We start from the raw sequence: 23,250 nt of genomic DNA, 5'->3' as shown, positions 1-23,250 counted from the left end.
GCGCGTGTCGATGCGCGCTGAACAGGCCACTGGAATCCGAAGACCATACGAAGCCCGCGTGGCAGCGGCATGGCGGGTGCTACGGACCATTCCGGCCGCGCGGAAAAGGTCCGTAGCTTTTGTCATATGCACCGGGTCACGCCGGCTCGCGGTGCGACTGCGCGAGCGCGGCGAGCGCCGCGCCGACGCGCGCCACGACCGCCGGCCAGTCGCCCGGACGCGCCTGCCGGAACAGGGTCACGGACGGATACCACGGGCTGTCGTCGCGCTCGAGCAGCCAGCGCCAGTCCGGCACGCGCGGCAGCAGCACCCACGCCGGCCGCCCGAGCGCGCCCGCCAGGTGCGCGACCGACGTGTCGACGCTGATCACGAGATCGAGCGTGTCGACGAGCGCGGCCGTCTCCGCGAAATCCGTCAGCGCGTCGTCGAACGACACGACGCCGCTCGCCGCGAAGGCGGCCGCATCGCGCGTGCGCACCTGCGGCTGCAGGCTCACGAACGTCGCGTCGAGCGCCAGCAGCGGCGCGAGCCCGGCAAACGGCAGCGAGCGGTTCTCGTCGTTCGCGTGGCGCGGGTTGCCGGACCATGCGAGCCCGACCCGCAGGCGGCGCGGCGGCGCGAGCGCATCGAGCCGGCCGGCCCACGCCGCGCGCCGCCGCGCGTCGGCGCACAGGTACGGCACGTCGGCCGGCACCGTGTCGAGCGTCGTGCGGAACGCGTAAGGCAGGCTCATCAGCGGGCAGTGCAGGTCGAACGCGGGTGTCGGCTGCCCTTCGGTGACGACGCGGCTCACGCCGCGCAGCGTGCCGAGCAGCTCGCCGAGCGCGGCCGGCGCTTCGACCAGCACGGTCGCGCCCCGGTCGTGAACGAGGCTTGCGTAGCGGCAGAACTGCAATGTGTCGCCGTAGCCCTGCTCCGCATGCAGCAGGACGGTCCGGCCCGCGACCGATGCGTCGCCGCGCCACAGCGGCCGGTCCGCGTGACGCCGGTGCAGCACCGCGTCGGCGGCCTGCCAGCGCGCTTCGTGCTGCCGCCAGCCGGTGTCGAAGTCGCCCATCAGCAGGCGGCAGAACGCCTCGGAGCGGCGCGCCGCGCCGTGATGCGGATCGCGTTCGCACGCGCGCACGAAATCGTCGAGCGCCGCGTCGTGCTCGCCGAGCTGCTGGCGCGCGACCGCGCGCGTGAACAGCGCCTGCGCGGTGTCCGCGGGCGCGCCGGCCGCCGCCGTATGGCTCGCGAGCGCGTCGTCGTAGCGGCCGAGCTGCTGCAGCGTCAGCGCGCGCTGGACCAGCAGTTCGGCGTGCGGCCCGGTCGTCGCGAGCGCACGGTCGTAGTGGACGAGCGCGTCGTCGAATGCGCCGAGCGCGCGCAGCGCGGCCGCGCGGTTGCGCAGCGCATCGATATCGTCGGGCATGCGCGACAGCGCTTCGCCGTAAGCGTGCGCGGCGTCCGCGTGCCGCTCGAGCCCGAGCAGCGCATTGCCGCGGCCGACCCACGCGGCGGCGTTGTCGCGATTCAGCGCGAGCAGCCGGTCGCAGCGCTTCAGCAGTTCGTCGCGCGCATCCAGCAGGTCGAGCGCGACGCAGCTCGCGAACAGCAGTTGCACGTCGTCCGGCATGCGGCCCAGCCCTTCGTCGAGACACGCCAGCGCGTCGGCCGGACGCCCGAGTTCGGTCAGCACGACGCCGCACGCGTACACGAGATCCGGCGTCTTGCCGCGCACGACCATCGCAAGCTGGTAGCCGTGCAGCGCCTCGTCGCGACGCCCCAGCGCGCGCAGCGCATGGCCGCGTTCGGCGTGCGCGGCCGGATCGTTCGGATCAAGCCGCAACGCGCGTTCGACGCTGATCAGCGCGTCGGCGGGCCGGCCCAGCATCCGCAGCGTCTCGCCGCGCTTGCGCCACGCGAGCGCATGCCCCGGCTCGCGGCCGAGCGCGCGATCGTAGGCGGCCAGCGCGGCGTCGCGTTCCCCGAGCGCAAGCAGCGCGTCGCCGCGCACCGCGTTTGCCTCCACATGGCCCGGGTCCTGGGCAAGCGCGCGCTCGCACGACGCGAGCGCGTCCCGATGGCGGCCGATGCCCGTGAGCGCCGCCGCATGGTTCGCGAGATTCCACGGCTGGCTCAGGCCGGAGCGCATCGAACGCGCGATCAGCGGCTCCGCGCGCGCCGGGTCGCCGATGCGCAGGTATGCGAAGCCGAGCAGGTGCAGCGCTTCGACGTGATCGGGCGCGATCGCCAGCACGCCCTCGTACAGCCGCGCGGCGCCCGCGAAGTCGCGCTGTTCGAACCGCGCGCGCGCGTTGCGCAGCGCATCGTCGAGCGCCGCTCGCACCGCGCCGATGCCCGCGTTCGGCGTGAATTCCGGCGTCGATCCCGGCCGCGTGGCCTGCGCGTTCATCGCGCGGCCCCCCTGACGCGCGCTCATCGCGCGACTCCGCCGACCAGCGCCGGCAGCGCGTCCCGGATGCGCTCGACGACGCTCGCCCACTGCCCGCCTTCCGGCTGCCGGAACAGCCGCGCGGTCGGATACCACGGGCTGTCGTCGCGCTCGAGCAGCCAGCGGAAATCGGGCGTATGCGGCAGCATCACCGCCAGCGGCCGCCCGAGCGCGCCGGCGAGGTGCGCGACCGACGTATCGACGCTGATCACGCAGTCCATCAGCGCGGTCAACGCGGCCGTATCCGCGAAATCCTCGAGGTCGTCGCCGACGAAGCGGACCGGCCCGCCTTCGAGCAGCGGGCGGTCCTCGTCGCGGATCACCTTCTGCAGGCTCACCCATTCGTAGCGGTCGTCGATGAGCGGCAGCAGGTCGGTCAGCGTCATCGATCGATTGCGGTCGTTCAGGTGCAGCGGGTTGCCGGACCAGACGAGGCCGATGCGCGGCCGCGCGGATGCGCCGAGCCGTTCCCGCCAGCGGGCGGCGCGCGCCGGGTCCGCTCGAAGGTACGGCGCGCCGGACGGAATCGACGCAAGATCGGTGCGGAATTCGAGCGGCAGGCTCAGCAGCGGGCAATGCAGGTCGAACGGCGGCAGCGGCGCGCCGCGCGCGACCAGCGTATCGACGCCGTCGAGCGTCGCGAGCAGCGTCGTCAGCTCGACCGGCGATTCGAGCACCACCCGCGCGCCAAGCGCCTTCACGAGCGGCACGTAGCGGCAGAACTGCAGCGTGTCGCCGAGCCCCTGCTCCGCGTACAGCAGGATCGTCTGCCCGTCGAGCGGCATCCCGTGCGTCCAGCGCGGCTGCGCGAACGCGCGCCGGCTCGCGTCGAGCTGGCTGTCGCGCCAGCGCCATTCGTATTCGGCCCAGCCGGCTTCGAAATCGCCAATCGACAGGCACAGGAACGCGCGCATGCAGTGCGCGAGCACGTAGTCTGGATCGATGTCGATCGCGTCCGCATACGCCTGCTGCGCGTCGACGTGGCGCCGCAGCGCGCGCAGTGCGTTGCCGCAATGGAAATGCGCGAACTTGTCGCGCGGCGTCGCCGCGATCACGCGCGCGAAGTCGTCGAGCGCGTCGTCGTAGCGGTGCGTCTCGAGCCGCACGCGGCCGCGCGTGAACCACGCGGGCGGGTAGTCCGGTTGCGCCGCCAGCGCGCGGTCGCACGCATCGTGCGCGTCGCCGTGGCGGTCGATCCGCATCAGCGCGCTCGCGTAGTTGCACAGCACGCCGGGATTGTCCGGCTCGACGTCGAGCGCACGCGCGTAGCTGTCGGTCGCGTCGCGGTAGCGCTCCAGGTGGCTCGCCGCGTTGCCGCGATTGGCGAGCGAGCGCGCGTGCCGCGGCTCGATCGCGAGCACGCGGTCGCAGCGCACGAGCGCCTCGTCGTGCCGGCCGAGCTGTTCGAGCGCGATCGAGCTGTTGAAGATCGCGTCGACGAAATCCGGGCTCGCGGCGATCGCCGCGTTGAAATCGGCAAGCGCGAGCGCCGGCTCGCCGAGATCCAGGTGCGCGACGCCGCGCAGGAACATCACCTCGGCGCTGCCCGGCACGAGCGCCAGCGCGTGACCGTAGCTGTCCGCCGCGTCGCGAAAGCGCCCGAGCCCGCGCAGCGCGAGGCCGCGCGCGCGGCACGCGTCGAACGACCGTCCGGCGAGCGCGAGCGCGCGATCGCAATCGGCCAGCGCGGCGTCGCAGCGGCCGAGCGCCAGCAGCGTCTCGCTGCGCTTCACGAAGCCGTCGGCGAACTGCGGCGCGAGTTCGAGCAGGCGATCGTAAGCCGCGCGCGCATCGTCGTGACGCGCAAGCTGCGCGAGCAGGCCCGCGCGCTGGAACAGCGCGCGCTGGTGCACGGGATTGATCGCGAGCGCGTCGTCGAGGCGCGCGAGCGCGTCCTGCTCGCGACCGAGACCGGCAAGCACCGCCGCGTGGTTCGCGAGCGCGAGCGGCGCCGGCTGCAGCTCGATCGACTGCCGCATCAGCGTGTCGGCCTCGGCCAGCCGCCCTTGCTGGAAGCGCACCGCGCCGAGCAGATGCAGCCCTTCCGGATGTTCGGGCGCGAGCGCCAGCAGCTCCGCGTAAGCCTTTTCGGCATGGTGCAGCGCGCCCTCCTGATGCGCGTTGCGCGCCCGCGCCAGCAGCCGGTCGAGCCGCGCGGCATCGGGCTGACGGATCGCGGGCGGCGGCTCCGGAATCGTTGCTGTCGCGAGCGGCGTCCCTGCCCCGTTCGATGTCATTCTCTGGCCCCCGGTTGTCGCATCGTGTTGTCTGTCGTGTCTAACGCGTGATCCGGTCGAGCGCGGCGCACACCGCGTCGATCACGCTCGCCCAGCGGCCCGCGGCGGCCTGGCGGAACAGGCGCGCGTTCGGGTACCAGCGGCTGTCGTCCCGGTCGCGCAGCCAGCGCCATTCCGGCGGATCGGGCAGCAGCACCCAGACCGGATGGCCGAGCGCGCCCGCCAGGTGCGCGACCGCCGAATCGACGGAGATCACCAGGTCGAGCGAGCGGACCAGCGCCGCCGTATCCGCGAAATCGCCGAGCTCGTCGTCGCAGCGCCGCACCGGCGCGTTCGCCAGCAACGCGTCGTCGCGCCCGGTCACGGCCTTCTGCAGGCTGACCCATTCGACGTCGAGCGCGAACAGCGGCGCGAGCAGCGCGAAGTCGATCGAGCGGTTGTGGTCGTTGCGGTGCTCCGGATTGCCGGCCCACGCGAGCCCGATGCGCGGGCGGCGCGATTCGCCGAGCCACGCCGTCCACTGCCGGACGCGCCGCGGGTCCGCATGGAGATAAGGTGTCTGGCGCGGCATGTCGGGCAGCGTCGCGCGCAGCGCGAACGGCAGGCTGAGCAGCGGGCAGTGGCAGTCGAACGGCGGCGGCGATTCGCCGCGCGCGATCACCTGCGCCGGCCCTTGCAGCGACGCGATCAGCGTGCGCAGCGGCGGCGGCACTTCGAACACGACGCGCGCGCCCTGCGCGGCGAGATGCGGCACGTACCGGCAGAACTGCAGCGTGTCGCCGAAGCCCTGTTCCGCATGGATCAGGATCGTCCGGCCGGCGAGCGGCGTGTCGCCGCGCCACGACGGCTGCGCGAACGCACGGTCGTAGCGCGCCAGCGCCGGATCGCGCAGCCGCCATTCGTATTCCGCCCAGCCGCGCGCGAAATCGCCTTCGACGAGGTGCAGCGACGCCCGCGCGAAATGCGCGTCCACATAGTCCGCGTCCAGCGCGATCGCGCGGTCGTAGGCCGCCAGCGCATCGTCCGCGCGTCCGGTCGCGTAGTGGAGATTGCCGCGATTGAGCCAGTTCGCCGCATGGTCCGGACGCAGTTCGAGCGCGCGGTCGAGCGAGCGCAGCGCGTCGTCGTAGCGGTGCAGGTCCTGCAGCACGCTGCTGCGATTGGTCCAGGCCTCGCCGAAGCGCTCGTCGTTCGCGAGCGCGGCGTCGTAGCTTTGCAGCGCTTCGTCGAAACGTTTCAGGAAGCGCAATGCGGTGCCTTGATTGCAGCGGACCTCGTGCGCGCCCGGGTCGATGTCGAGCGCGAGCGCATAGCTGTCGAGCGCGGCGTCGTGGCGCTTCATTTGCAGCAGCGCATTGCCGCGGCACGCGAGCGCGCGGGCATGCCGCGGTTCGAGCGCGAGCACGCGTTCGCAGCGCGCGAGCGCCTCGTCGGCGCGGCCCAGCCGTTCGAGCGCGACCGCGCTGTTGTAGAGCGCCTCGACCAGCGAAGGGTCGGCCGCGATCGCTTCGTTGAAGGCGCTCAACGCTTCGTTCACGCGCCCGAGATCGACGAGCGTCTGGCCGCGCATCGACAGCATCACCGCGATGCCGGGCCGGATCTCGATCGCGCGGTCGACGCAATGCAGCGCGTCGGCCGGACGCTGCAGCGCGCGCAGCACGAGCGCGCGGTTGAACCACGATTCGAACGAGCGCGGCTCGACCATCAGCGCGCGGTCGTAGGTGTCGAGCGCTTCCTGATGACGCCCGAGCGCGCGCAGTGCGCTGCCGCGATTGCACAACGCGTCGAGCACGAGCGGCGACACGGCGAGCGCCCGGTCGAACGCTGCGAGCGCGGGCTCGTAGCGGCGCAGCCCGACCAGCGTGTTGCCCTGCCGCACCAGCGTCTGCACGTCGTGCGGATCGACGCGCAGCGCCGCGTCGAACTGCGCGAGCGCTTCGTCGACGCGCCCGCTGTCGCCCAGGATCGCACCGAGATCCGACAGCGCGCGCACGCCCGCGTCGATCGCGATCGACTGCCGCAGCAGCGCTTCCGCATCGGCGGCCGCGCCGCGCTGGAATTGCAGCACGCCGTACTGGTGCAGCGCCTGCGGATTGTCCGGCTCGTTCGCGAGCACCGCGAGATATTCGCGCGCGGCGTCGTCGAACCGCCCCGCGCCGTGCCAGTTCTGCGCGCGGGACAGCATCGCCGCCGGCGCGCGGGTTCCGGACGCATCGCGCGCGGATGCGCGTGCGTGTGCACCATCTGAGTACTCGCCCGCCACGTTGGCCCCCTTGCCGTCTTGCGGAATCCGTTGCCGGTCGACCATCCAAAGCGGCGGGTCGCGGCCATCGCTGTCGAAGCGAGACTAGCGGACGAGCGGTAACACGCGTATGACGAATGTTACGGACCATTTTGGCGGGCAGGCGAGACGAGCCACCCCGGGCGTGCCGCCGCGCTTACTGCCCGATCGGAATCGTCCGTTCGTATTCGACGGACGGCGTGCCGAGCGCGACCGCGAAGCGGATGCCGCGCGGCAGCGGCATCCCGAGCGACGTGATGGTGCTGATGCCGTGCTGCGCGAGAAACTGCGCGTAGGTCTGCTCGACGACGGCCTGGCTGGTGGTCCATCCGCCCGGCGCGATCCACACCGCCAGCTGCATCGTGCGCGCGTCGCGGCTGACGACGACCTTCGCGAAATTGTCCATGTGATGCAGCGCGTCCTCGAGCTCGGCGAGCGACGCGAGCGGCTGCGATGCGCTGCGCGCCAGCTCGCGCCCCTTCAGCTGGTAGCGGACCACCTGGACGTGCGTCGGCCCGCCGCCGACGCCGATATGCCGGACGAGCACCAGCTCGTTCGGACGGATCCGCAGCGGCGGCCCGAACACCTCGTCGGCCGTCACGAGGTTCAGCAGGTCGAATTGCAGTTGCGAGAAATAGCGGCCGAGCAGACGCGTTTGCGCCAGATTCGACGCGATATCGTCGCGGCCGCGGATCGTCGCGTCGAGACCGCGCCACGACAGCAGCGCGATCACGGCGAGCAGCGCGATCGCGACCAGCATCTCGATCAGCGTGAAGCCGCGTGCGCGCCGCGTGGCGCGCGCTTCAGTGCCGCGCTTCATCCTGCACCACGGTGACGACTTCGGCGAGCACCGTCCGGCTCGACGCCGACGCATGGACGCTCACCGTCACCTGACGCACGAGCGGGCTGGGCAGCGCCGTCACGGACTGGCGGCACACGAACCGGTACGGCCCTTGCGGACACGCGAACGTGCTGGCGCCGACGGGCGGCCAGCTCGCGGCGATGCGGATCGCGCCGAGCGCGTTGTCGGCGCTCCACAGCGCGAGCAGCCGCATGCGGGCCGTGTCGGTGTCCGACGCGAGCGCGCCGATCGCGCGCATCACCGCGCCCAGCGCGACCGCGACGATCGCGAGCGCGATCAGCACCTCGATCAGCGTGAAACCGGTTTGCGGCCCCCGCGCCGCCGACGCCCCGCCGCGGACCGGGCGATCGTCATAGCCTGTCTTGTCGTCCCACATGACCCACGTCCGTCGGTTGTCCGTCATGCCGGCGCGGCTCGCGCAACGCGCGTCCGGCCGGATGCGCGCCTACGTTAAGCAAAACCTGTGGCAGCCGCGTGTCGAAAGATACGGACCATTCCTGACGGGGCGGGAAGGCGCACGCGCGGCGCGCCGGTCGGCGTCGTGGCCGACGATGAAGAAAAACGGAAGACCCGGCCGCCGCGGCAACGCGCCACGGTCGGAGCGCGCCGCGGCCGGCGGGAAACGACGGGAAACGACGGGAAGCGACGGGAAGCGTCAGGCGGGCACCGCGCCGTCGAGCGACGCGCGCGCGCGTTCGCCGGCGGCATGCGCGTCGGCCTCGCGAAGGAAACCTTCCCGGCTGAACGCGACCACCTTCACGCCGACGCCCGCCGCCCGCTTCACCGTCAGCGCCCATTGCCATTCGCCGTCCTGTTCGAAGACGTGCAGCAAGGGTTCGAGGGATTCAATCAGTCCGGTCACGCGAAGTTCTCCCGCCGCCCGTCGTCCGGTGCTGGCCGGCCCTCGGGCATGCGATGCAATCATTCCGGCAGCAATCGGTACGCGCCGGCCCATCAGACAGTCTACACGGGGAATGTTGCGCCGCACCATCAGCGGTTTCACTGGGCTATCTGAAAATTTAACCGATAGCCAAACCACATCACTCGTCGGCATTTGCTCGCCGTGGCCGCCGCTGCAGCGCGCCGAACGCACGCCGCGCTTGCGTCAGGCGGCGTCGGCCGGCGCCGCGACGACCCGCCGGAACGTCAGGTTGACCCGCTCGCCCTGCACGGACGGCGCCTTCGGCACGCGATGCTGCCACTCGGCCTGGGTCCGCCCGCGCATCACGAGCAGGCTGCCGTGCGTCAGCCGATACGCATGCGTGACGCCGCTCGCGCGGTGCCGCAGGTCGAACACGCGCATCGCGCCGAGGCTCACCGACGCGATCACCGGCGCGTCGCCGAGTTCGGGCTCGTTGTCCGCGTGCCAGCCCATGCTGTCCTGCCCGTTGCGGTAGCGGTTCAGCAGCACGCTGTTGAACCGCGCGCCGCACGTCGCCTCGACCGCGCGCTTCAGGTCGAGCACGGCCGGCGTCCACGGCGCCGGCACGTTGCGGATGCCCGAATACACGTAGACCGCGTCCGGCTCGCCCTGCCACGCGGTGAGCCGCGGCAGCGGGATGCGGCCGCGCGGCGTGCGGATCGCATCCTGGCGCCACGCGACCTCGCCGATCAGCGCGGCCAGCGCGCGATCGGCGTCGGCCGGCGCGAGCCAGTCCGGGTACCAGTCGACGTCGGGCGCGGGGGTGTCATCGAAGAGATCGAACGTGGACATATCGGGTGGGTCAGGCGGAAAACATCGACGGGCGACGCATGATTGCATGGTAGCGAACCGCGCACGCGGCTGCCATGCTCGCTCATTCGCGGCGTCGGGGCGTTCAATGCGCTGCCGCTGCCCGGCCAATGCGCTGCCGGGCGCGCGCCGGCGCGTCACGCTATCATCGCGCCATGTCGCGCCGCCGCCGCGGCGCCACGATCCCATGCAACCCGGCCGACGCGATTCGTCGGCCCTTTTCCGGACCTCATCATCATGACGCTTTCCGATTCCGCGCTCGACCAGCTGTTCCTCACCGCGCGCACGCACAACACTTGGCAGGACAAGCCGGTCGACGACGCGCTGCTCCATCGGCTGGTCGACGTGGCGAAATTCGGCCCGACGTCGGCGAACTCGAGCCCGGCGCGCTTCGTGTTCGTCAAGTCGCCGAAAGCGAAGGCCCGCCTGAAGCCGGCGCTGTCCGCAGGCAATCTCGCGAAGACGATGGCCGCGCCCGTCACGGTGATCGTCGGGATGGACATGGCGTTCTACGAGCAGTTGCCGCGACTGTTCCCGCACGCGGACGCGCGCAGCTGGTTCGCGGGCAACGAAGCACTGATCCAGGCCACCGCGTTCCGCAACTCGTCGCTGCAGGGCGCGTACCTGATCATGGCCGCCCGCGCGCTCGGCCTCGACGCCGGCCCGATGTCCGGCTTCGACAACGCGGCGGTCGACGCCGCGTTCTTCGCCGGCACCACGGTGAAGAGCAATTTCCTCGTCAACCTCGGCTACGGCGATCCGGCCGGGCTGTTCCCGCGCAGCCCGCGCTTCGACTTCGACGACATCGCCCGCATCGCGTGACGCTCGCGCGGCGCGCACGAACGCGCGCGCCGCGGCAAGTACGCCACGCCGGCGCGGGGCGCCGCCTACGCGCCCCGCGTCAACCGGATCAGCGTGATCTCGGACGGCACGCCGAACCGGTTCGGCGGCCCCCAGTAGCCGGTTCCCCGGCTCGTATAGACCCACAGATCGCCGAATTTGCGCAGCCCGGCGATGACCGGCTGCTGCAGCCGCACGAACGGCGGCCACGGCAGGAACTGCCCGCCATGCGTATGGCCCGAGATCTGCAGCGAGAATCCGGCCCGGCTCGCCTGTTCCGCGCTCCTCGGCTGATGGGCGAGCAGGATCCGCGTCCCGACGTCGCGCGGCGCGCCCGCCAGCGCGCGCGCCGGGTCGCTGCGGTGTTCCGGGTCGAACGCCCCGGCCGTAAAGTCGGTGACGCCCGCGACCACCGCGCGCGCCCCGTCGTGCTCGACCACCACGTGCTCGTTCAGCAGCACCGTCAGGCCGATGCGCCGAAACTCCGCGATCCATGCATGCGCGCCGGCGTAGTACTCGTGATTGCCCGTCACCAGGAAGCTGCCGTGCCGGGATTTCATGCGCCCGAGCGGCGCCGTGTGCTCGCGCAGCCGCTCGACCGACCCGTCGACCACGTCGCCCGTGACCGCGACGATGTCGGCATCGAGCGCATTGACCGCGCCGACGATGCGCTCGACATACGCGCGCTTGATGGTCGGCCCGACGTGGATATCCGACAGCTGCACGATCTTCAGGCCGTCGAGCGCGGCAGGCAGGCCCTGCACCGGAATCGACACGCGCTTGACCGCCGCGGTGCGCCGCGCGCTCGCGAACCCGATTCCCGTGATCAGCAGCGCGCCGGCCAGCACGCCCGGCGCGCTGTCCGCCGCCGCCCCGCTCCACGCGCCGGCGTGTCCGAGCGCACGCCACGCGGCCACGCCGAGCAGCATCAGGTCGCGCAGGAACGTCAGCGCGAGCAGCGACGAGAAGAACCCCATCGCGATCGCGCCGGTCCAGCCGAACAGCGCCGCCGGCCAGCCTTCGTCGAAGCGCCGCGCGAACATCCCGAGCGGAATCAGCACGCAGAAGCTCACGAGCACGAGCGCCGCGGCGACGCGCGCGGTGGTCGACGCGAACGCGTCGGGAATGATCCGCATCCCGACGTACAGATGGAACAGCAAGCCGATCGCAATGAACCGGACAAGGAAGCTTCGCATGGAGCGCTCACCCACGTTGCGGCACGACAAGCCAGCGAGGCCCGCACCGTACGCCCGATGGTACACACATCCCGCCGAACCCGACGTCGGCGGCCGAACGGCGACCGGGCGCCCGCAGCCGGTCGCCCGCTCACCCGTCCGGCTTGCCCGGTAGCCGCGAACCCGCGGCGCGAACCTGCGGCGTTGTGCTGCTTCGCGCGATAATCGCCCCATCCATCCCCCGATTCCGTCATGCGCTTCGATCTGGTCGACCTCAATCTCTTCACGCACATCGCCGAGGCGAACAGCCTGACGCGCGGCGCGGAACGCGCGCACCTGTCGGTGCCTGCCGCCAGCATGCGCATCAAGCACCTCGAGGAACAGGTCGGCGTGAAGCTGCTGAGCCGCACGAGCCAGGGCGTGACGGTCACCGCGCCCGGCGAGACGCTGCTCGCGCATGCGCGGCGCGTGCTCCGGCAGCTCGCGCAGCTGACCGGCGACCTGCAGGAATACACGTCCGGCGTGAAGGGCCACGTGCGCGTGTTCGCGAACACCACCGCGATGAGCGAATTCCTGCCGGCCGTGCTGCGCACCTATCTCGTCGACCATCCGGACGTCACCGTCGACATGCAGGAGCGGCTGAGCCCGGACATCGTGCGCGCGGTGCAGGAAGGCGTCGTCGACATCGGCATCGTCGCCGGCAACGTGCGCATCGACGGGCTGCACGCGATGCCGTACCGGCGCGACCGCCTCGTGCTCGCGACCGCGCCCGGCCATCCGCTCGCGAACCGGAAGTCCGTGCCGTTCGTCGACACCCTCGGCTACGACTTCGTCGGCCTGCCGGAAGCGAGCGCGATCCACAATTTCCTGAAGCGCGCGGCCGCGGACGTGCAGCACACGCTGCGCTGGCGCATCCAGGTCAGCAGCTTCGAGACCGCGTGCCGGATGATCGAGGCGAACGTCGGCGTCGGCGTGCTGCCCGAAGGCACTGCGCGCCGGCATGCGAAGACGATGGCGCTGCGCATCGTGCCGCTCGACGACGACTGGGCCGAGCGCCGGCTGCAGATCTGCGTCGCGGACCTCGACGCGCTGCCGCGATTCGCGCGCAAGCTGGTCGACCTGCTCGTCGAGGACGGGCTCGGCCGGCAGGATTGAGCGGATTCGCGCCGGTTCACGCGGGAATCCGCGGTTCGCGCGCCGATTCGACCGCGACGGCGCATCAAACGCACGGATTCGCCTTGCCTGCCTTGCTTTCCCTGTCCTTGCAGTCTCATTAGCAACCCTATACGTCCCTGCTTCGGCGGAATGGCCTGCGTCGCGCGGTCCTGGCGAAAACCCGGCCCGCCATCAGGGCTGCCGAACAAGTCGCGGCTGGTCGTCCACGTCGCGCTGATTTATTATCGGCACCGTATCGCGGAACCGTCGTCGCGGCGCGACCGGCCCCCCCTCATTCGTCAAGTTCGTCACATCATGAGAAAAACAACGTCGCGCGCGTCCCTCCGCGTCGCCGCCCTGGCGCCGGCCCTGCCGCTCGCGGGCTGCGCGTCGCGCGGCGCGCCGTCCTACGTGCTGTTCGGCGCGTACTTCCCGCTCTGGCTCGTCAGCGCGCTGGTCGGCATCATCGGCGCGATCGTCGCGCACCGCGTGTTCGTCGCGACCGGCTGGGCGGCCACGGTGCCTTATCAACTGGCCGTCTGCACCGCGATCGGGCTCGTGATCGCCGTGCTCGTCTGGCTTACCGGCACGGGGCCCGTCGCATGAAACTCGCCGGCATCAGCCAACCCTCGACCAAAGGCCGGTTGATCGCGCTCGCGATCGTCGGGCTCGGCATCGCCGCCCTCGCCTACGCGTATCACCGCACGACGGCCTATCCGTCGACCGACGACGCGTCGATCGACGCGGACATCGTGCATGTCGCGTCGCCCGTCGGCGGGCGCATCGTGAAGCTTGCCGTGCAAGAGAACCAGCGCGTCGCGAAAGGCGACCTGCTGTACGAGATCGATCCGGTGCCGTACCGGCTGACGGTCGCGCAGGCGCAGGCCGACGTCGAGCTCGCGCGCGCGTCGCTCGACACGCGCCGCAAGACCCTGGTCGGCGAGCGCTCGAACGCGTCGGTCGCCGCCGAGCAGGTGAAGCGCGCGACGCAGAATTACGACCTCGCGACGCGCGACGTGAACCGGCTCGCGCCGCTCGCCGCCCAGGGTTACGTCAGCGCGCAGCAATTCGACCAGGCGAAGGTCAGGCAGCGCGACGCGGCCGTGTCCCTCGCGCAGGCGCAGGAACAGCAGCGCTCGTCCGCGCAGACGATCGGCGACGACGCCGACGCGATCGCGACGCTGCATGCGCGCGAGGCCGCGCTCGCCCGCGCGCAGCACGCGCTCGACGACACCGTCGTGCGCGCGCCGCACGACGGGCTCGTGACGGGCCTGTCGGTGCTCGTCGGCGAGACCCTCGCGCCGAACCAGTCGATCTTCACGCTGATCGACGCACGCGAATGGTTCGCGGTCGGCAATTTCCGCGAGACGGCGTTGAAGCACATCGAAGTCGGCGACTGCGCGACCGTCTATTCGATGATCGACCGCGGCCGCGCGATGACGGGCAAGGTCGTCGGCATCGGCGCGGGAATCGCGGACAGCGACCGCATCAACCTGCCGCGCTCACTGCCGATCGTGCAGCGATCGGTGAACTGGGTGCACGTCGCGCAGCGCTTCCCGGTGCGCGTGAAGCTCGACGAACCCGACGGCAAGCTCGTGCGCGTCGGCGCGAGCGCGATCGTCGAGGTCCGGCATGGCTCAGCCTGCCGCTGACGTCCGGTCGCCCGGCCCGCGCGAAGTCCTGCGTCTGCTCGCGCCGTTTCCGGGCCGCGCGTCGATGGCCGTGCGCGTCGCGCTGATCTGCACGCTGACCGTGCTCGTGACGAGCGCGTACGGCACGCCGGAAGCCGCGATCTCCGCTTACGTGGTGTTCTTCCTGAACCGGGCCGACCGCGTGACGAGCGTCGTGCTCGCGACCGCGATGATGCTGGTCATCACGGCCGTGATCGCGCTCGTGCTCGGCGTCGCGATCTTCAGCATCGAGTATTCGGTGCTGCGGGTCGCGTGCATGGCCGTGCTGTCGGTCGGGCTGCTCTACCTGACGTCGGCCAGCAAGCTGCGCCCCGTCGGCGCGATCCTCGCGATGATCGTCGGCTTCGGGCTCGACGAGCTCGGCCTCGTGCCGGTCGGCGAAGCCGCGACGCGCGCGCTGCTCTACACGTGGCTGATGGTCGCGATCCCGGTCGGCATCGCGATCGTCGTCAACCTGCTGATCGCGCCGTCGCCGCGCCGGCTTGCAGGCGCGCAGCTCGCGAAGCGGCTGCGGCTCGCCGCGCAACGGCTGCGCGGCGAAGATGACGCGCGCGATACGGATGACGTGCGCGCCGCGTTCGACGCGTGCCTGCGCGAAGGCGACCATCAGCTCCTGACCTGGCTCAAGCTGTCGAAGCTCGAAGGCACGTCGTCCGCCGCCGACGTCGTCGCACTGCGGCAGGCCGTCGCGTCGAGCACCGCGATCCTCGTCGCGGTCGCGCTGGCGGACCGCGAGCCCGGCGCGCGGCTGCCCGACGCGTTCGCCGCGCCGGTCGCGGCGACGCTCGACGAGATGGCCGGCATGCTCGAGCAAGGCGGCTATCCGGTCGACGTGACGCTCGCGCTGCCGCCGGCCGATGCGCTGGCGCCGCTCGCCCGCGTCGTCGCGACGGACCTGCACGCGGCGATCACGCGCTTCGCGGAACCCGGCGCGCCGGCCGTCGACGCGAGCGCGCCCGCCGCAGGCAACGCCGCCGAACCCGCCGCGCCGCCGCCCGCCCCGCGCGGCGGCTTCTTCCTGCCGGACGCCCGCACCAATCCCGATCACATCCGCTATGCGCTGAAGACGACGGCCGCGGCGATGTTCTGCTATCTGCTGTATTCGCAGCTCGACTGGTCGGGCATCCATACGTGCTTCATCACCTGCTACATGGTGTCGCTCGGCTCGACCGCCGAAACGGTCGAGAAGCTCACGCTGCGGATCGCCGGCTGCATCGTCGGCGCGCTGGCCGGCACCGCGGCGCTGGTGTTCGTGGTGCCGGCGCTGTCGTCGATCGGCCATCTGATGGCGCTCGTGTTCGTCGGCGCGGGGCTCGCCGCATGGGTCGCGTTCGGGTCGCCGCGGATCGCGTATGCGGGTTTCCAGATCGCCTTCGCGTTCTTCCTGTGCGTGATCCAGGGCGCGGGCCCGGGCTTCGACCTGACGCTCGCGCGCGACCGCACGATCGGCATCCTGCTCGGCAACGTCGTCGTGTATCTCGTGTTCACGCGCATCTGGCCGGTCAGCATCGGCAAGCAGGTCGACGCGGCGCTCGCCGCGCTGGTCGACCAGTGGCGGCGGCTCGCGCAGATCGCGCAGCCGGCCGAACGGCGCGCCCAGGCGGCCGAAGCCTTCGCGCGCCACGGCGCGATCGCGCAGGATCTCGGCCTGATCCATTACGAACCGTCGTGGGTACGGCCCGCGCCCGCGTGGCTCGCCGCTCGGCGGCGCGCGCTCGCGGAACTGGGCGCGCTCGAAGGCCCGCTGTTCCTGCTCGCCGAACGCGCGCCGGGCGATGCGGCGATCGGCACGCGGCTTGCGCGCATGGCCGGGCTGCGCGACGCAGAGTCGGGGACGGGCGCCGAGCGCCACGCGCCCGCCGCCACGCCGCCGACATCGCAGCCGCCCGCCGCGCGCACGACCGACGACGCACGGCCGCCTGCGCAGGACGCGCGCCCCGACGCCCCGCCGTCGTCGCAACCGTCCGGCGACCGCGCCGACCCCGCACGCGACGCGCTGCTGAACCTGATCGACGCGCGGCTCGCACGCATCGCCGACGCCGCCCGTCAAGCCACATCGAAGGAGCTTCACCCCCATGCGCCTACCTGAACCGCCGGCCGCCTCGATCGCCGCGGCCGCCCTCGCGACCGCCGTCGCGCTGGCCGGCTGCGCGACGTCGTCGCTCGATCTGGCGCCGGAGGCGTCCGACCGCCCATGGCAGCCGCCGACGTCGGCAGCGGGCGAGCTCGTGCCTGGCGCGGCGCCCGCACACGCGCCGCGCGCGCCGCACGACTACACGCTGCCCGCCACGCCCGCGCTCGCGGCCGTGCCGCCGCCCGCCGCGCTCGATGCGGCGCACGCGTACACGCTGCCCGAACTGATCGACCTCGCCGAATCGACGAACCCGTTGACCCGCATCGCCTGGAACGACGCGCGCAACGCGGCGCTCGCGGTCGGCATCGCGAAGACCGCATATCTGCCGCAACTCTCCGCGACCGCGATGGGCGCCTACCAGAGCAGCCATGGCTCGACCTCGACGCCGCTCGGCAGCGGCTCGAGCGACACGACCGTGCACGGCACGATCTCGGCGCTGTCGCTGCAATGGCTGCTGTTCGACTTCGGCGGCCGGGCCGCGCGCGTCGAAGCGGCCGAACAGGCGTCGATCGTGTCGAACGTCGCGTTCACGGCCGTCCACCAGCAGGTGATCCACGACGTGACCGTCGCGTACTACCGCTACGAAGCGTCACGATCGCGCGCGCTCAGCGCGCGGCAGAGCCTCGCCAACGCCGAGGCGATCGCCGCGGCCGCCCGCTCGCGGCTCAAGCAGGGCGTCGGCACCGTCGTCGAAGTCGCGCAGGCGACGCAGAACCGTGCGCAGGCCAATCTCGCGCTCGTCGAGGCGAGCGGCGCCGAGAGCGACGGCTACCTGGGCCTCGTCTCCGCGCTCGGCATTTCGCCGCTGTCGAAGCCGACGATCGCGGCGCTGCCGCCGCGGCCGCTGCCGCCGGCGCTGCGCGCGTCGGTCGACTCGATCGTCGCGGACGCGATCGCGCGCCGCCCCGATCTGCAGAGCGCATATGCGCTCGAGAACGCCAACCGCGCGAAAGTGAAGGCGGCGCAGGCCGAGTTCATGCCGAAGGTGTTCATGTCCGCGTCGACCTCGTACAGCAGCGGCGGCACGGCAATCACCGCGCTGCCGGCGATCGGCCAGCAGGCGCCGACCGTCAACCTGAACGGCAGCCGCTACGGCGGCGGCGTGTTCGTCGGCGTGACGATCCCGCTGTACGACGGCGGCCTGCGCTCGGCGGTGCTGATGCAGGCGCGCAACGACGCCGAGAGCGCGTCGGCGCGGCTGACGCGCACGAAGGAGGAAGCGGTCCGGCAGATCGTCGCCGCGCAGAACGCGCTGCAGACGAGCCTCGCATCGCACGAGGCCGCGACGGCGCTCGTCGCCGCCGCGCAGACGACCTACGATGCCGCGCTGACCGCGTACCGCAACGGCGTCGGCTCGGTGACCGACGCGACGCTCGCGCAGAGCCAGTTGCTCGCGGCGAAGAATGCGGACGTCGACAGCTACTGCGGCGCGTTGTCGGCCGCCGCCACGCTCGCGCTCGCCACGGGGACGATCGGGGCCGCGCAATGACCGGCGCGGGAGGCGGCTTGCGTCGCGCCGCCTCCCGCCCGCGGCCGAACCCGCCGCTGACCGAGTTGACGCGCCCGAGCGCCGCCCACTAGAATGCCGCCCATTCTTCCTTCAGGAACCGTCGTGGACAGTTGCAGCACTCCGTTGCGTGCGCTTCTCGCCGCCTGAACGCCTGCCCGCCGCAGTTCTCCTGCCCCGGCTCGCGTTCCCGCGAGTCCGCACGCCGCCCCGTTTCACATTCGATGACGCATTCGCGCGGTACAGTACCGCGTGGTGACCGCCATCGCGCCGCCGCCCGGCCGGGTGTCGACGCGATGCCGGGCTGCATGCGCGCCCCGTACGGCAGGACAACTCATGACCTTCGATTTCGCACTTCGTCTTTTCACCGCGTTCGCCTGTGGCGTCGCGATCGGCCTCGAACGCCAGATGCGCCAGCGCACCGCGGGCCTGCGCACGATCACGCTGGTCGCGAGCGGCGCCTGCCTGTTCGTGACGCTCGGCGTGCTGACCGGCAACGGCGTCGCGGGCGTCACGCAGATCGCCGCGTACGTCGTGTCGGGCGTCGGCTTCCTCGGCGGCGGCGTGATCATGCGCGACAAGGGCTCGATCCAGGGCATCAACACGGCCGCGACGCTGTGGTGTTCGGCCGCCGTCGGCGTGCTGTCGGGCTCCGGCCATTACGTGCCCGCGCTCGCCGGCACGGGCGTCGTGCTGCTCACCAACACGGTGCTGCGCGGCGTCAGCCAGGCGATCAACGCGACGCCCGTGTCGAACGCCGATCTCGTGCGCGAATACCAGATCACCGTGATCTGCCTCACGGCGGACGAGGTGCACATTCGCACGCTGCTGTCGAATTCGATGTACGCGAAGCCGCTGTCGTTCCAGAGCCTGACGAGCGAGGACGTGCCCGACCAGCCGGACCGGCTGAAGGTCACCGCGACGTTGAAGCTGCATCCGAAGGATCAGCAGAAGCTCGAGCAGATCGCGAGCCGGATGAGCATGGAGAAGAGCATCTCCAGCGTGAGCTGGACCGCGAAGGAAGCGGAACCGCTGATGGAGTGACGCGGGCGCAACGGCGCGCGCCCGCGCCGCCCGTCAGGGCGTATCGATCAGTCCGGCCGAGATCGCCTTGACGACCGCCTGCACCTTGTTGGTCGCGCCGAGCTTCTCGAGGATGTTGTTGACATGGAAGTTGACCGTCCGCTCGGAGATGTTGAGGATCTGGCCGATCTCGCACGCGGTCTTGCCTTCGGCCGTCCAGCACAGCACTTCGCGCTCGCGCGCGGTCAGCGTGACGTTCGCCTCCGGCGCCAGCTTCGGCACCATGAAGCCGCTCATCAGCGAATGCGACAGGTTCGCGAGCCAGTTGGTCTGCAGCGTCAGCATGTTGATCTCGGCGGACGTGAGCCGGTCGGCATGGCGCGCGATGCTCAACAGGCCGAACGCGCCGCGCGCCGCCCAGCTCGACTGCGCGACGCCGACCGCGAGGCCGGATGCGCGCGCATCCGCCCACAGCGGCGACGCTCCGGCCTTGTCGGCGTCCGGCCAGACGATCAGGTTGGTGCTGAGCGCGCCGTCGCGAACCGTCGAATCGATGTCGATGTAGTTCTGCTCCTGGTAGTGCGCCATCCAGCCGTCCGGATAGGTGTCGAAAATCGCGACGGCCGGCTTCGACACCGGCAGCGGCACCCGAATCCCGTAACAGCAATACTCGAAGCCCAGGCGCTTCGAATACGCGGCGATCCGCTGGAAGAGTTGCTGCTCATCTTCAGCGGCGCTGAATTGATGGTAGGCATCCTGCCAACGCAGTTCCATTCGTTCTCCGACAGGTCACGCTGTCATACTTATCAGGTTTCAGCATCAGGTGAGGCTGATACATTCCGCGCATGACTTCACCTTTGCTGCAACCCATCCATGGTCCGTCTCCGGACGGTTATGTGCGTCTTTCCGAAAGCGCACTGGCCGAGCTTGCGCTCGATCATGTCGCGAGCGGCCTGGATTCGGCGCTGCTCGCGGAGCTGCAAAACTGTGCGGTCGATGCCCGCCTCGCCGGCTACACCGAGTGGCAACGCCCTGCCCGCGCCGGCGTCGCCTACGTGACGCTCGGCTGGGACTGGTACCTCGAGCGCGCGTCGGGCGCGTTCGTGATCGCCGGCGGCGACGTCCGCAGCAACGTGATGGCCGTCGACGCCGCCGGCGCCGACATCGGCATGTTCCGCACCGCCGCGGCGCTCGTGGCCCGCCTCGCCCGCCTCGACTGGCCCGCCGCCGTCGCGTCCGCCGTCTTCGCGCATCACGACGCGCATCATGCCCGGCCGACGCTCCAGTGACAACCCGACGCACGCATTCATCCGACGATTGACGCCCAGGCGCTCTTTATAAGCAAATCCGCGCCGGTTTTCAATCCCGTCGTTCAAGAAACCGATACCACATCCCGGTCGGATTTTTTCGCCCGTCACCCTGTAAGAGTTACCAGTTACTCCCCCTCGGGACGCGCGCTGTAATGCACGCACTCCAAGCAAAGACCCGAGGACACCATGCAGACCTTCGTTCACGAGGAAGGGCGGTTGCCACACGCGCTTGCAGCGGATATCGGTCGCTACCGGCGCCGTGTATTCGTCGAGCAGCTCGGGTGGGCGCTCCCGTCGGCGAGCGAATGTGACGAGCGCGATCAGTTCGACCGCGACGATACCGTCTACGTGTTCGCGCGCAACGGCAACGGCGAGATGTGCGGCTGCGCGCGTCTGCTGCCGACGACCCGCCCCTATCTGCTGAAGACCTTGTTCGCGGATCTGCTCGCGGAAGACGTGACGCCGCCGCAGTCGGCCATGGTGTGGGAGCTGTCGCGCTTTGCCGCGACGGGCGAGGCCGGCTCGGCGGAAGCTGCCGCGTGGGCGGTGCGTCCGATGCTGGCCGCGGTCGTCGAATGCGCGGCGCAGCTCGGCGCGCGACAGCTGATCGGCGTGACGTTCGCCAGCATGGAGCGCCTGTTCCGGCGCATCGGCGTGCATGCGCACCGGGCCGGCCCGCCAAAGATGATCGACGGCCGGATGGTGGTCGCCTGCTGGATCGATATCGACCAGCAAACCTTTGCAGCGCTTGGAATCGTCCCGGGAAGCGGCGCCCGGCAAGCCATCGCCGCCTGAGCACATTCGTTCCGCTCGGGCGCTATCGTATTCGAAGGAGAGTCAACGTGGACCATTCAACGGTCTTTCGCTCGATGATGCCGGAGTTGACGCGCGCCGACGGCGCGCGCATCGCCGTCGCGTACCCGTCGTTTCCCGAGCCGCTGCCGCTCGTGCGGCTCGACCGCCACGGGCTCGTGTTCCGCGCCGGGGGCCCTGCGCCGCTCGTCTGCGGACTGCCGCGCGCGGCCACGCTGCTGGCCCGAAACGAACCGCTCTGCTCGCTGCGCCTCGTGATTCGCGCCGTCGCCGCGACCGGCGACGGCCACCATGACCTGACGATGCAGCCGTCGTGCGCCGCCAGCGATGAGCTGCTGTGGCACACGCTGCGCGACCGCGAGCCTTACCGGCACATCCGGCACCCGCTCGCGCCCGTCGCCGACGCGGCAGCCGGCCCGAAGGACGATCGGCACGACCCGGCGCCCGCGCCGATCGCCGGCGCCGACGGCACCGCGCGCCTGTCGCGCAGCGCGGCGTTCCGCCTGTCGTGCCGCACCGACGCGCTGTTCTTCGCGGACTGGCTCGAGTATCACTTCGACGAGCTTCGCGCGCTTGCGCAACGGCACACGCCGCAACTGCAGCTCAATCAGCTCGAGCGCCAGCTCGCCGACGACGAGGTCGACGTGCGCTTCGTCTACGACATCGACGGGCACGCGACCCGGCACGAGCTGAACGACTGCGCGCGCGAAGCCTGCGCGTGGATCGAAACGGAAATGCGCGACAAGTTCGCGCTGCCGATCGCCCACGAACGATTCGGAAGCAACCGGGCACGCGGCATGGACACGCGTGCGCACCGAGCCCCTTGAGTTGCAGGAATACAACAGGCGATCCATTGCCGGTTGCCGGCGCTAGGGTTTTCCCTTAAATTTACGCCTGTCTCCTCCATGTCTCCAAACATGGTTTCGGCCCGCTCAAGCAGCGGGCTTTTTTATTGCCTGTGCGCGGCGCAACGCACTACTTGCCGGCGAAATGCGCGCTGCCCGGCCCCATGAAGCAAAGCACGGCAAAGACGAGCGCAATCAGTGCCGCCAGCACGAGCAGCAAGCGCAGCCACCCTTTTTTCGTCGTCGGCAGACTGACGAGTTCGAACCCGTCGCCGGCAAGGATCGCAAGGGCCACTGCGATCAACGCAGCCAGCGCCATCGTGCCCTTCGCGACGAACCCGAACAGGCTCTCCAGCACGGCCGCCCATCGAGACTGACGGTATGGCCCGGCGACAGGCCGCCGAAGCGCCGGCTTACGATCGCTCACACCGTTAGCTGCCAACGGGATTCGTCCGAACCTGCGGCAGGCGCATCATCGGCGCGCCCACTAGCGAAACACCCGTCATCGTGCCGGCGCCGAACCTGCGTCGACGGTCATGCGCTCCAGCTGCCGGACGATTTCCGCACGCAGTTCGTCCGGCATGTCCTGGCAGCCGAGCAGATCCCAGAGCCACAGGCCGTCGGCCGCGAGCCGGCAGATCATCAGCGTCGCGGCCTGCGCGAGCGGCACCGGATCGGGACGGCTCAATTCGCTGATCGGCGCTGACCAGCGTTCGCGCGCCTCCGGTTCACTCACCATCGACGCCACCAGGACGCGCAGCACATCCGTGCTGGCCGCCGGGTTCTTCTGGTCGAGCATCGTGTGCATATAGGCGCGCGAGGCCGCGCCGGCCGGCTCAGGATCCGCGGCGATCCGTTCCGCCACCTGCCCGGAAAACCGCGCGATCGTTTGCTCGAAGAGCGCGTCGAGCAAGCCTTGCTTGTTTGCGAAGTGATATTGCAGCGCCCCCTTCGTCACGCCGGCGCGCTCGGCCACCGCGTCCAGCGTCAGCGCCTGTACGCCATGGCGGGTGGCAAGGTCCGATGCGGCGGCGAGGAGCTGCGAGCGCACCTGCTCCGGGGCCTTCTTGCGCCGCACGCCGGAAGCGGCCGGGGCGGCGAGCGTCGATGCTTGTTCTGCCGCGTGCGCGCTGGTCTGCATGGGCGCGTCGCGCGGCACTGTGTCGGGGCGTTTTTTCATACGCGGATCTTATCATCGCCCTCCCTCC

General features: G+C 70.9%; 21 protein-coding genes. 10 read left to right on the top strand and 11 right to left on the bottom strand.

All coding sequences use genetic code 11. From position 1 onward, the window contains the following. Positions 1–136: 136 nt before the first annotated feature. The 7 genes from ACFIMZ_RS24375 to ACFIMZ_RS24345 form a co-directional block, all read right to left on the bottom strand. A complete protein-coding gene (locus ACFIMZ_RS24375; protein WP_431824856.1) occupies positions 137–2,425 on the bottom strand; it encodes a tetratricopeptide repeat protein in 2,289 nt (762 codons plus the stop codon). Further along, on the bottom strand, positions 2,422–4,674 hold the full coding sequence (locus ACFIMZ_RS24370; RefSeq protein WP_431824855.1) for a tetratricopeptide repeat protein: 2,253 nt from the start codon (positions 4,672–4,674) through the stop codon (positions 2,422–2,424). Before ACFIMZ_RS24370 ends, ACFIMZ_RS24375 begins: the two co-directional genes overlap by 4 nt. Before the next feature lie 40 nt (positions 4,675–4,714). Beyond that, entirely contained in the window at positions 4,715–6,982 is a 2,268-nt protein-coding gene (locus ACFIMZ_RS24365) for a tetratricopeptide repeat protein (protein ID WP_431824854.1), read from the bottom strand. 130 nt (positions 6,983–7,112) lie between these two features. Then, a complete protein-coding gene (locus ACFIMZ_RS24360; RefSeq protein WP_431824853.1) occupies positions 7,113–7,775 on the bottom strand; it encodes a PulJ/GspJ family protein in 663 nt (220 codons plus the stop codon). Continuing rightward, positions 7,759–8,193, bottom strand: a complete 435-nt coding sequence (gspI, locus tag ACFIMZ_RS24355) for a type II secretion system minor pseudopilin GspI (protein ID WP_431825351.1) — start codon at positions 8,191–8,193, stop codon at positions 7,759–7,761. The genes ACFIMZ_RS24360 and gspI overlap by 17 nt, the downstream gene beginning before the upstream one ends. Positions 8,194–8,472: 279 nt before the next feature. After that, positions 8,473–8,679 (bottom strand): hypothetical protein, encoded by a 207-nt coding sequence (locus tag ACFIMZ_RS24350; protein WP_431825350.1) that lies wholly within the window; start codon positions 8,677–8,679, stop codon positions 8,473–8,475. 243 nt (positions 8,680–8,922) lie between these two features. Beyond that, positions 8,923–9,531, bottom strand: coding sequence for an alpha-ketoglutarate-dependent dioxygenase AlkB family protein (locus ACFIMZ_RS24345; protein ID WP_431824852.1), 609 nt, complete (start codon positions 9,529–9,531; stop codon positions 8,923–8,925). Positions 9,532–9,786: 255 nt separating this feature from the next. Here ACFIMZ_RS24345 and ACFIMZ_RS24340 point away from each other — a divergent pair, with 255 nt between their 5' ends. Then, positions 9,787–10,371 carry a malonic semialdehyde reductase gene (locus ACFIMZ_RS24340; RefSeq protein WP_431824851.1) on the top strand — a complete coding sequence of 195 codons (585 nt, stop codon included), beginning with the start codon at positions 9,787–9,789 and terminating at the stop codon, positions 10,369–10,371. 65 nt (positions 10,372–10,436) lie between these two features. Here the strand turns inward: ACFIMZ_RS24340 and ACFIMZ_RS24335 are convergent, their stop codons facing one another. Then, on the bottom strand, positions 10,437–11,585 hold the full coding sequence (locus tag ACFIMZ_RS24335) for a metallophosphoesterase (protein ID WP_431824850.1): 1,149 nt from the start codon (positions 11,583–11,585) through the stop codon (positions 10,437–10,439). Between the two features lie 231 nt (positions 11,586–11,816). Between ACFIMZ_RS24335 and ACFIMZ_RS24330 the strand changes: the two genes are divergently transcribed. The 6 genes from ACFIMZ_RS24330 (at position 11,817) to ACFIMZ_RS24305 (ending at position 19,095) form a co-directional block, all read left to right on the top strand. Then, a complete protein-coding gene (locus tag ACFIMZ_RS24330) occupies positions 11,817–12,719 on the top strand; it encodes a LysR substrate-binding domain-containing protein (protein ID WP_431824849.1) in 903 nt (300 codons plus the stop codon). A gap of 315 nt (positions 12,720–13,034) precedes the next feature. Further along, on the top strand, positions 13,035–13,325 hold the full coding sequence (locus ACFIMZ_RS24325; protein ID WP_431824848.1) for a hypothetical protein: 291 nt from the start codon (positions 13,035–13,037) through the stop codon (positions 13,323–13,325). Then, positions 13,322–14,371, top strand: coding sequence for a multidrug transporter subunit MdtN (mdtN, locus tag ACFIMZ_RS24320; RefSeq protein WP_431824847.1), 1,050 nt, complete (start codon positions 13,322–13,324; stop codon positions 14,369–14,371). Before ACFIMZ_RS24325 ends, mdtN begins: the two co-directional genes overlap by 4 nt. Beyond that, positions 14,352–16,499, top strand: a complete 2,148-nt coding sequence (locus ACFIMZ_RS24315) for an FUSC family protein (RefSeq protein ID WP_431824846.1) — start codon at positions 14,352–14,354, stop codon at positions 16,497–16,499. Before mdtN ends, ACFIMZ_RS24315 begins: the two co-directional genes overlap by 20 nt. Next, positions 16,486–18,033 carry a TolC family protein gene (locus tag ACFIMZ_RS24310; RefSeq protein WP_431824845.1) on the top strand — a complete coding sequence of 516 codons (1,548 nt, stop codon included), beginning with the start codon at positions 16,486–16,488 and terminating at the stop codon, positions 18,031–18,033. The genes ACFIMZ_RS24315 and ACFIMZ_RS24310 overlap by 14 nt, the downstream gene beginning before the upstream one ends. A 354-nt stretch (positions 18,034–18,387) precedes the next feature. After that, positions 18,388–19,095 (top strand): MgtC/SapB family protein, encoded by a 708-nt coding sequence (locus tag ACFIMZ_RS24305; protein WP_098551726.1) that lies wholly within the window; start codon positions 18,388–18,390, stop codon positions 19,093–19,095. A 33-nt stretch (positions 19,096–19,128) separates the two neighbouring features. Here ACFIMZ_RS24305 and ACFIMZ_RS24300 read toward each other — a convergent pair whose 3' ends face one another. Continuing rightward, positions 19,129–19,848 (bottom strand): autoinducer binding domain-containing protein, encoded by a 720-nt coding sequence (locus tag ACFIMZ_RS24300; RefSeq protein WP_431824844.1) that lies wholly within the window; start codon positions 19,846–19,848, stop codon positions 19,129–19,131. Between the two features lie 71 nt (positions 19,849–19,919). Here ACFIMZ_RS24300 and ACFIMZ_RS24295 point away from each other — a divergent pair, with 71 nt between their 5' ends. From ACFIMZ_RS24295 to ACFIMZ_RS24285, 3 genes are all read left to right on the top strand, one after another. Then, on the top strand, positions 19,920–20,363 hold the full coding sequence (locus ACFIMZ_RS24295; protein ID WP_431824843.1) for a DUF4902 domain-containing protein: 444 nt from the start codon (positions 19,920–19,922) through the stop codon (positions 20,361–20,363). 207 nt (positions 20,364–20,570) lie between these two features. Then, on the top strand, positions 20,571–21,179 hold the full coding sequence (locus ACFIMZ_RS24290; RefSeq protein ID WP_431824842.1) for an acyl-homoserine-lactone synthase: 609 nt from the start codon (positions 20,571–20,573) through the stop codon (positions 21,177–21,179). A gap of 47 nt (positions 21,180–21,226) precedes the next feature. Then, entirely contained in the window at positions 21,227–22,024 is a 798-nt protein-coding gene (locus ACFIMZ_RS24285; RefSeq protein WP_431824841.1) for a hypothetical protein, read from the top strand. Positions 22,025–22,172: 148 nt separating this feature from the next. Here ACFIMZ_RS24285 and ACFIMZ_RS24280 read toward each other — a convergent pair whose 3' ends face one another. Both ACFIMZ_RS24280 and ACFIMZ_RS24275 read right to left on the bottom strand, forming a co-directional pair. After that, a complete protein-coding gene (locus ACFIMZ_RS24280; protein ID WP_431824840.1) occupies positions 22,173–22,400 on the bottom strand; it encodes a hypothetical protein in 228 nt (75 codons plus the stop codon). Between the two features lie 144 nt (positions 22,401–22,544). After that, a complete protein-coding gene (locus ACFIMZ_RS24275) occupies positions 22,545–23,222 on the bottom strand; it encodes a TetR family transcriptional regulator (RefSeq protein ID WP_431824839.1) in 678 nt (225 codons plus the stop codon). Between the last annotated feature and the right edge of the window lie 28 nt (positions 23,223–23,250).

The sequence above is a fragment of the Burkholderia sp. F1 genome (genome assembly GCF_050813845.1).
GTDB lineage: Bacteria > Pseudomonadota > Gammaproteobacteria > Burkholderiales > Burkholderiaceae > Burkholderia > Burkholderia ubonensis.
Note: the sequence above shows the minus strand (reverse complement) of the source record. Positions and strands in the feature narration are given on the sequence as shown.

What these genes read in the sequence shown, in the direction of transcription:
- ACFIMZ_RS24310 (WP_431824845.1), top strand. Translation starts at nt 16,486, where the DNA reads ATGCGCCTACCTGAACCGCCGGCCGCCTCGATCGCCGCGGCCGCCCTC.
- ACFIMZ_RS24275 (WP_431824839.1), bottom strand. Translation starts at nt 23,222, where the DNA reads ATGAAAAAACGCCCCGACACAGTGCCGCGCGACGCGCCCATGCAGACC.
- ACFIMZ_RS24305 (WP_098551726.1), top strand. Translation starts at nt 18,388, where the DNA reads ATGACCTTCGATTTCGCACTTCGTCTTTTCACCGCGTTCGCCTGTGGC.
- ACFIMZ_RS24360 (WP_431824853.1), bottom strand. Translation starts at nt 7,775, where the DNA reads ATGAAGCGCGGCACTGAAGCGCGCGCCACGCGGCGCGCACGCGGCTTC.
- ACFIMZ_RS24315 (WP_431824846.1), top strand. Translation starts at nt 14,352, where the DNA reads ATGGCTCAGCCTGCCGCTGACGTCCGGTCGCCCGGCCCGCGCGAAGTC.
- ACFIMZ_RS24335 (WP_431824850.1), bottom strand. Translation starts at nt 11,585, where the DNA reads ATGCGAAGCTTCCTTGTCCGGTTCATTGCGATCGGCTTGCTGTTCCAT.
- ACFIMZ_RS24300 (WP_431824844.1), bottom strand. Translation starts at nt 19,848, where the DNA reads ATGGAACTGCGTTGGCAGGATGCCTACCATCAATTCAGCGCCGCTGAA.
- ACFIMZ_RS24375 (WP_431824856.1), bottom strand. Translation starts at nt 2,425, where the DNA reads ATGAGCGCGCGTCAGGGGGGCCGCGCGATGAACGCGCAGGCCACGCGG.
- ACFIMZ_RS24330 (WP_431824849.1), top strand. Translation starts at nt 11,817, where the DNA reads ATGCGCTTCGATCTGGTCGACCTCAATCTCTTCACGCACATCGCCGAG.
- ACFIMZ_RS24290 (WP_431824842.1), top strand. Translation starts at nt 20,571, where the DNA reads ATGCAGACCTTCGTTCACGAGGAAGGGCGGTTGCCACACGCGCTTGCA.
- ACFIMZ_RS24340 (WP_431824851.1), top strand. Translation starts at nt 9,787, where the DNA reads ATGACGCTTTCCGATTCCGCGCTCGACCAGCTGTTCCTCACCGCGCGC.
- ACFIMZ_RS24325 (WP_431824848.1), top strand. Translation starts at nt 13,035, where the DNA reads ATGAGAAAAACAACGTCGCGCGCGTCCCTCCGCGTCGCCGCCCTGGCG.
- ACFIMZ_RS24370 (WP_431824855.1), bottom strand. Translation starts at nt 4,674, where the DNA reads ATGACATCGAACGGGGCAGGGACGCCGCTCGCGACAGCAACGATTCCG.
- ACFIMZ_RS24345 (WP_431824852.1), bottom strand. Translation starts at nt 9,531, where the DNA reads ATGTCCACGTTCGATCTCTTCGATGACACCCCCGCGCCCGACGTCGAC.
- ACFIMZ_RS24295 (WP_431824843.1), top strand. Translation starts at nt 19,920, where the DNA reads ATGACTTCACCTTTGCTGCAACCCATCCATGGTCCGTCTCCGGACGGT.
- mdtN (WP_431824847.1), top strand. Translation starts at nt 13,322, where the DNA reads ATGAAACTCGCCGGCATCAGCCAACCCTCGACCAAAGGCCGGTTGATC.
- ACFIMZ_RS24365 (WP_431824854.1), bottom strand. Translation starts at nt 6,982, where the DNA reads ATGGTCGACCGGCAACGGATTCCGCAAGACGGCAAGGGGGCCAACGTG.
- gspI (WP_431825351.1), bottom strand. Translation starts at nt 8,193, where the DNA reads ATGTGGGACGACAAGACAGGCTATGACGATCGCCCGGTCCGCGGCGGG.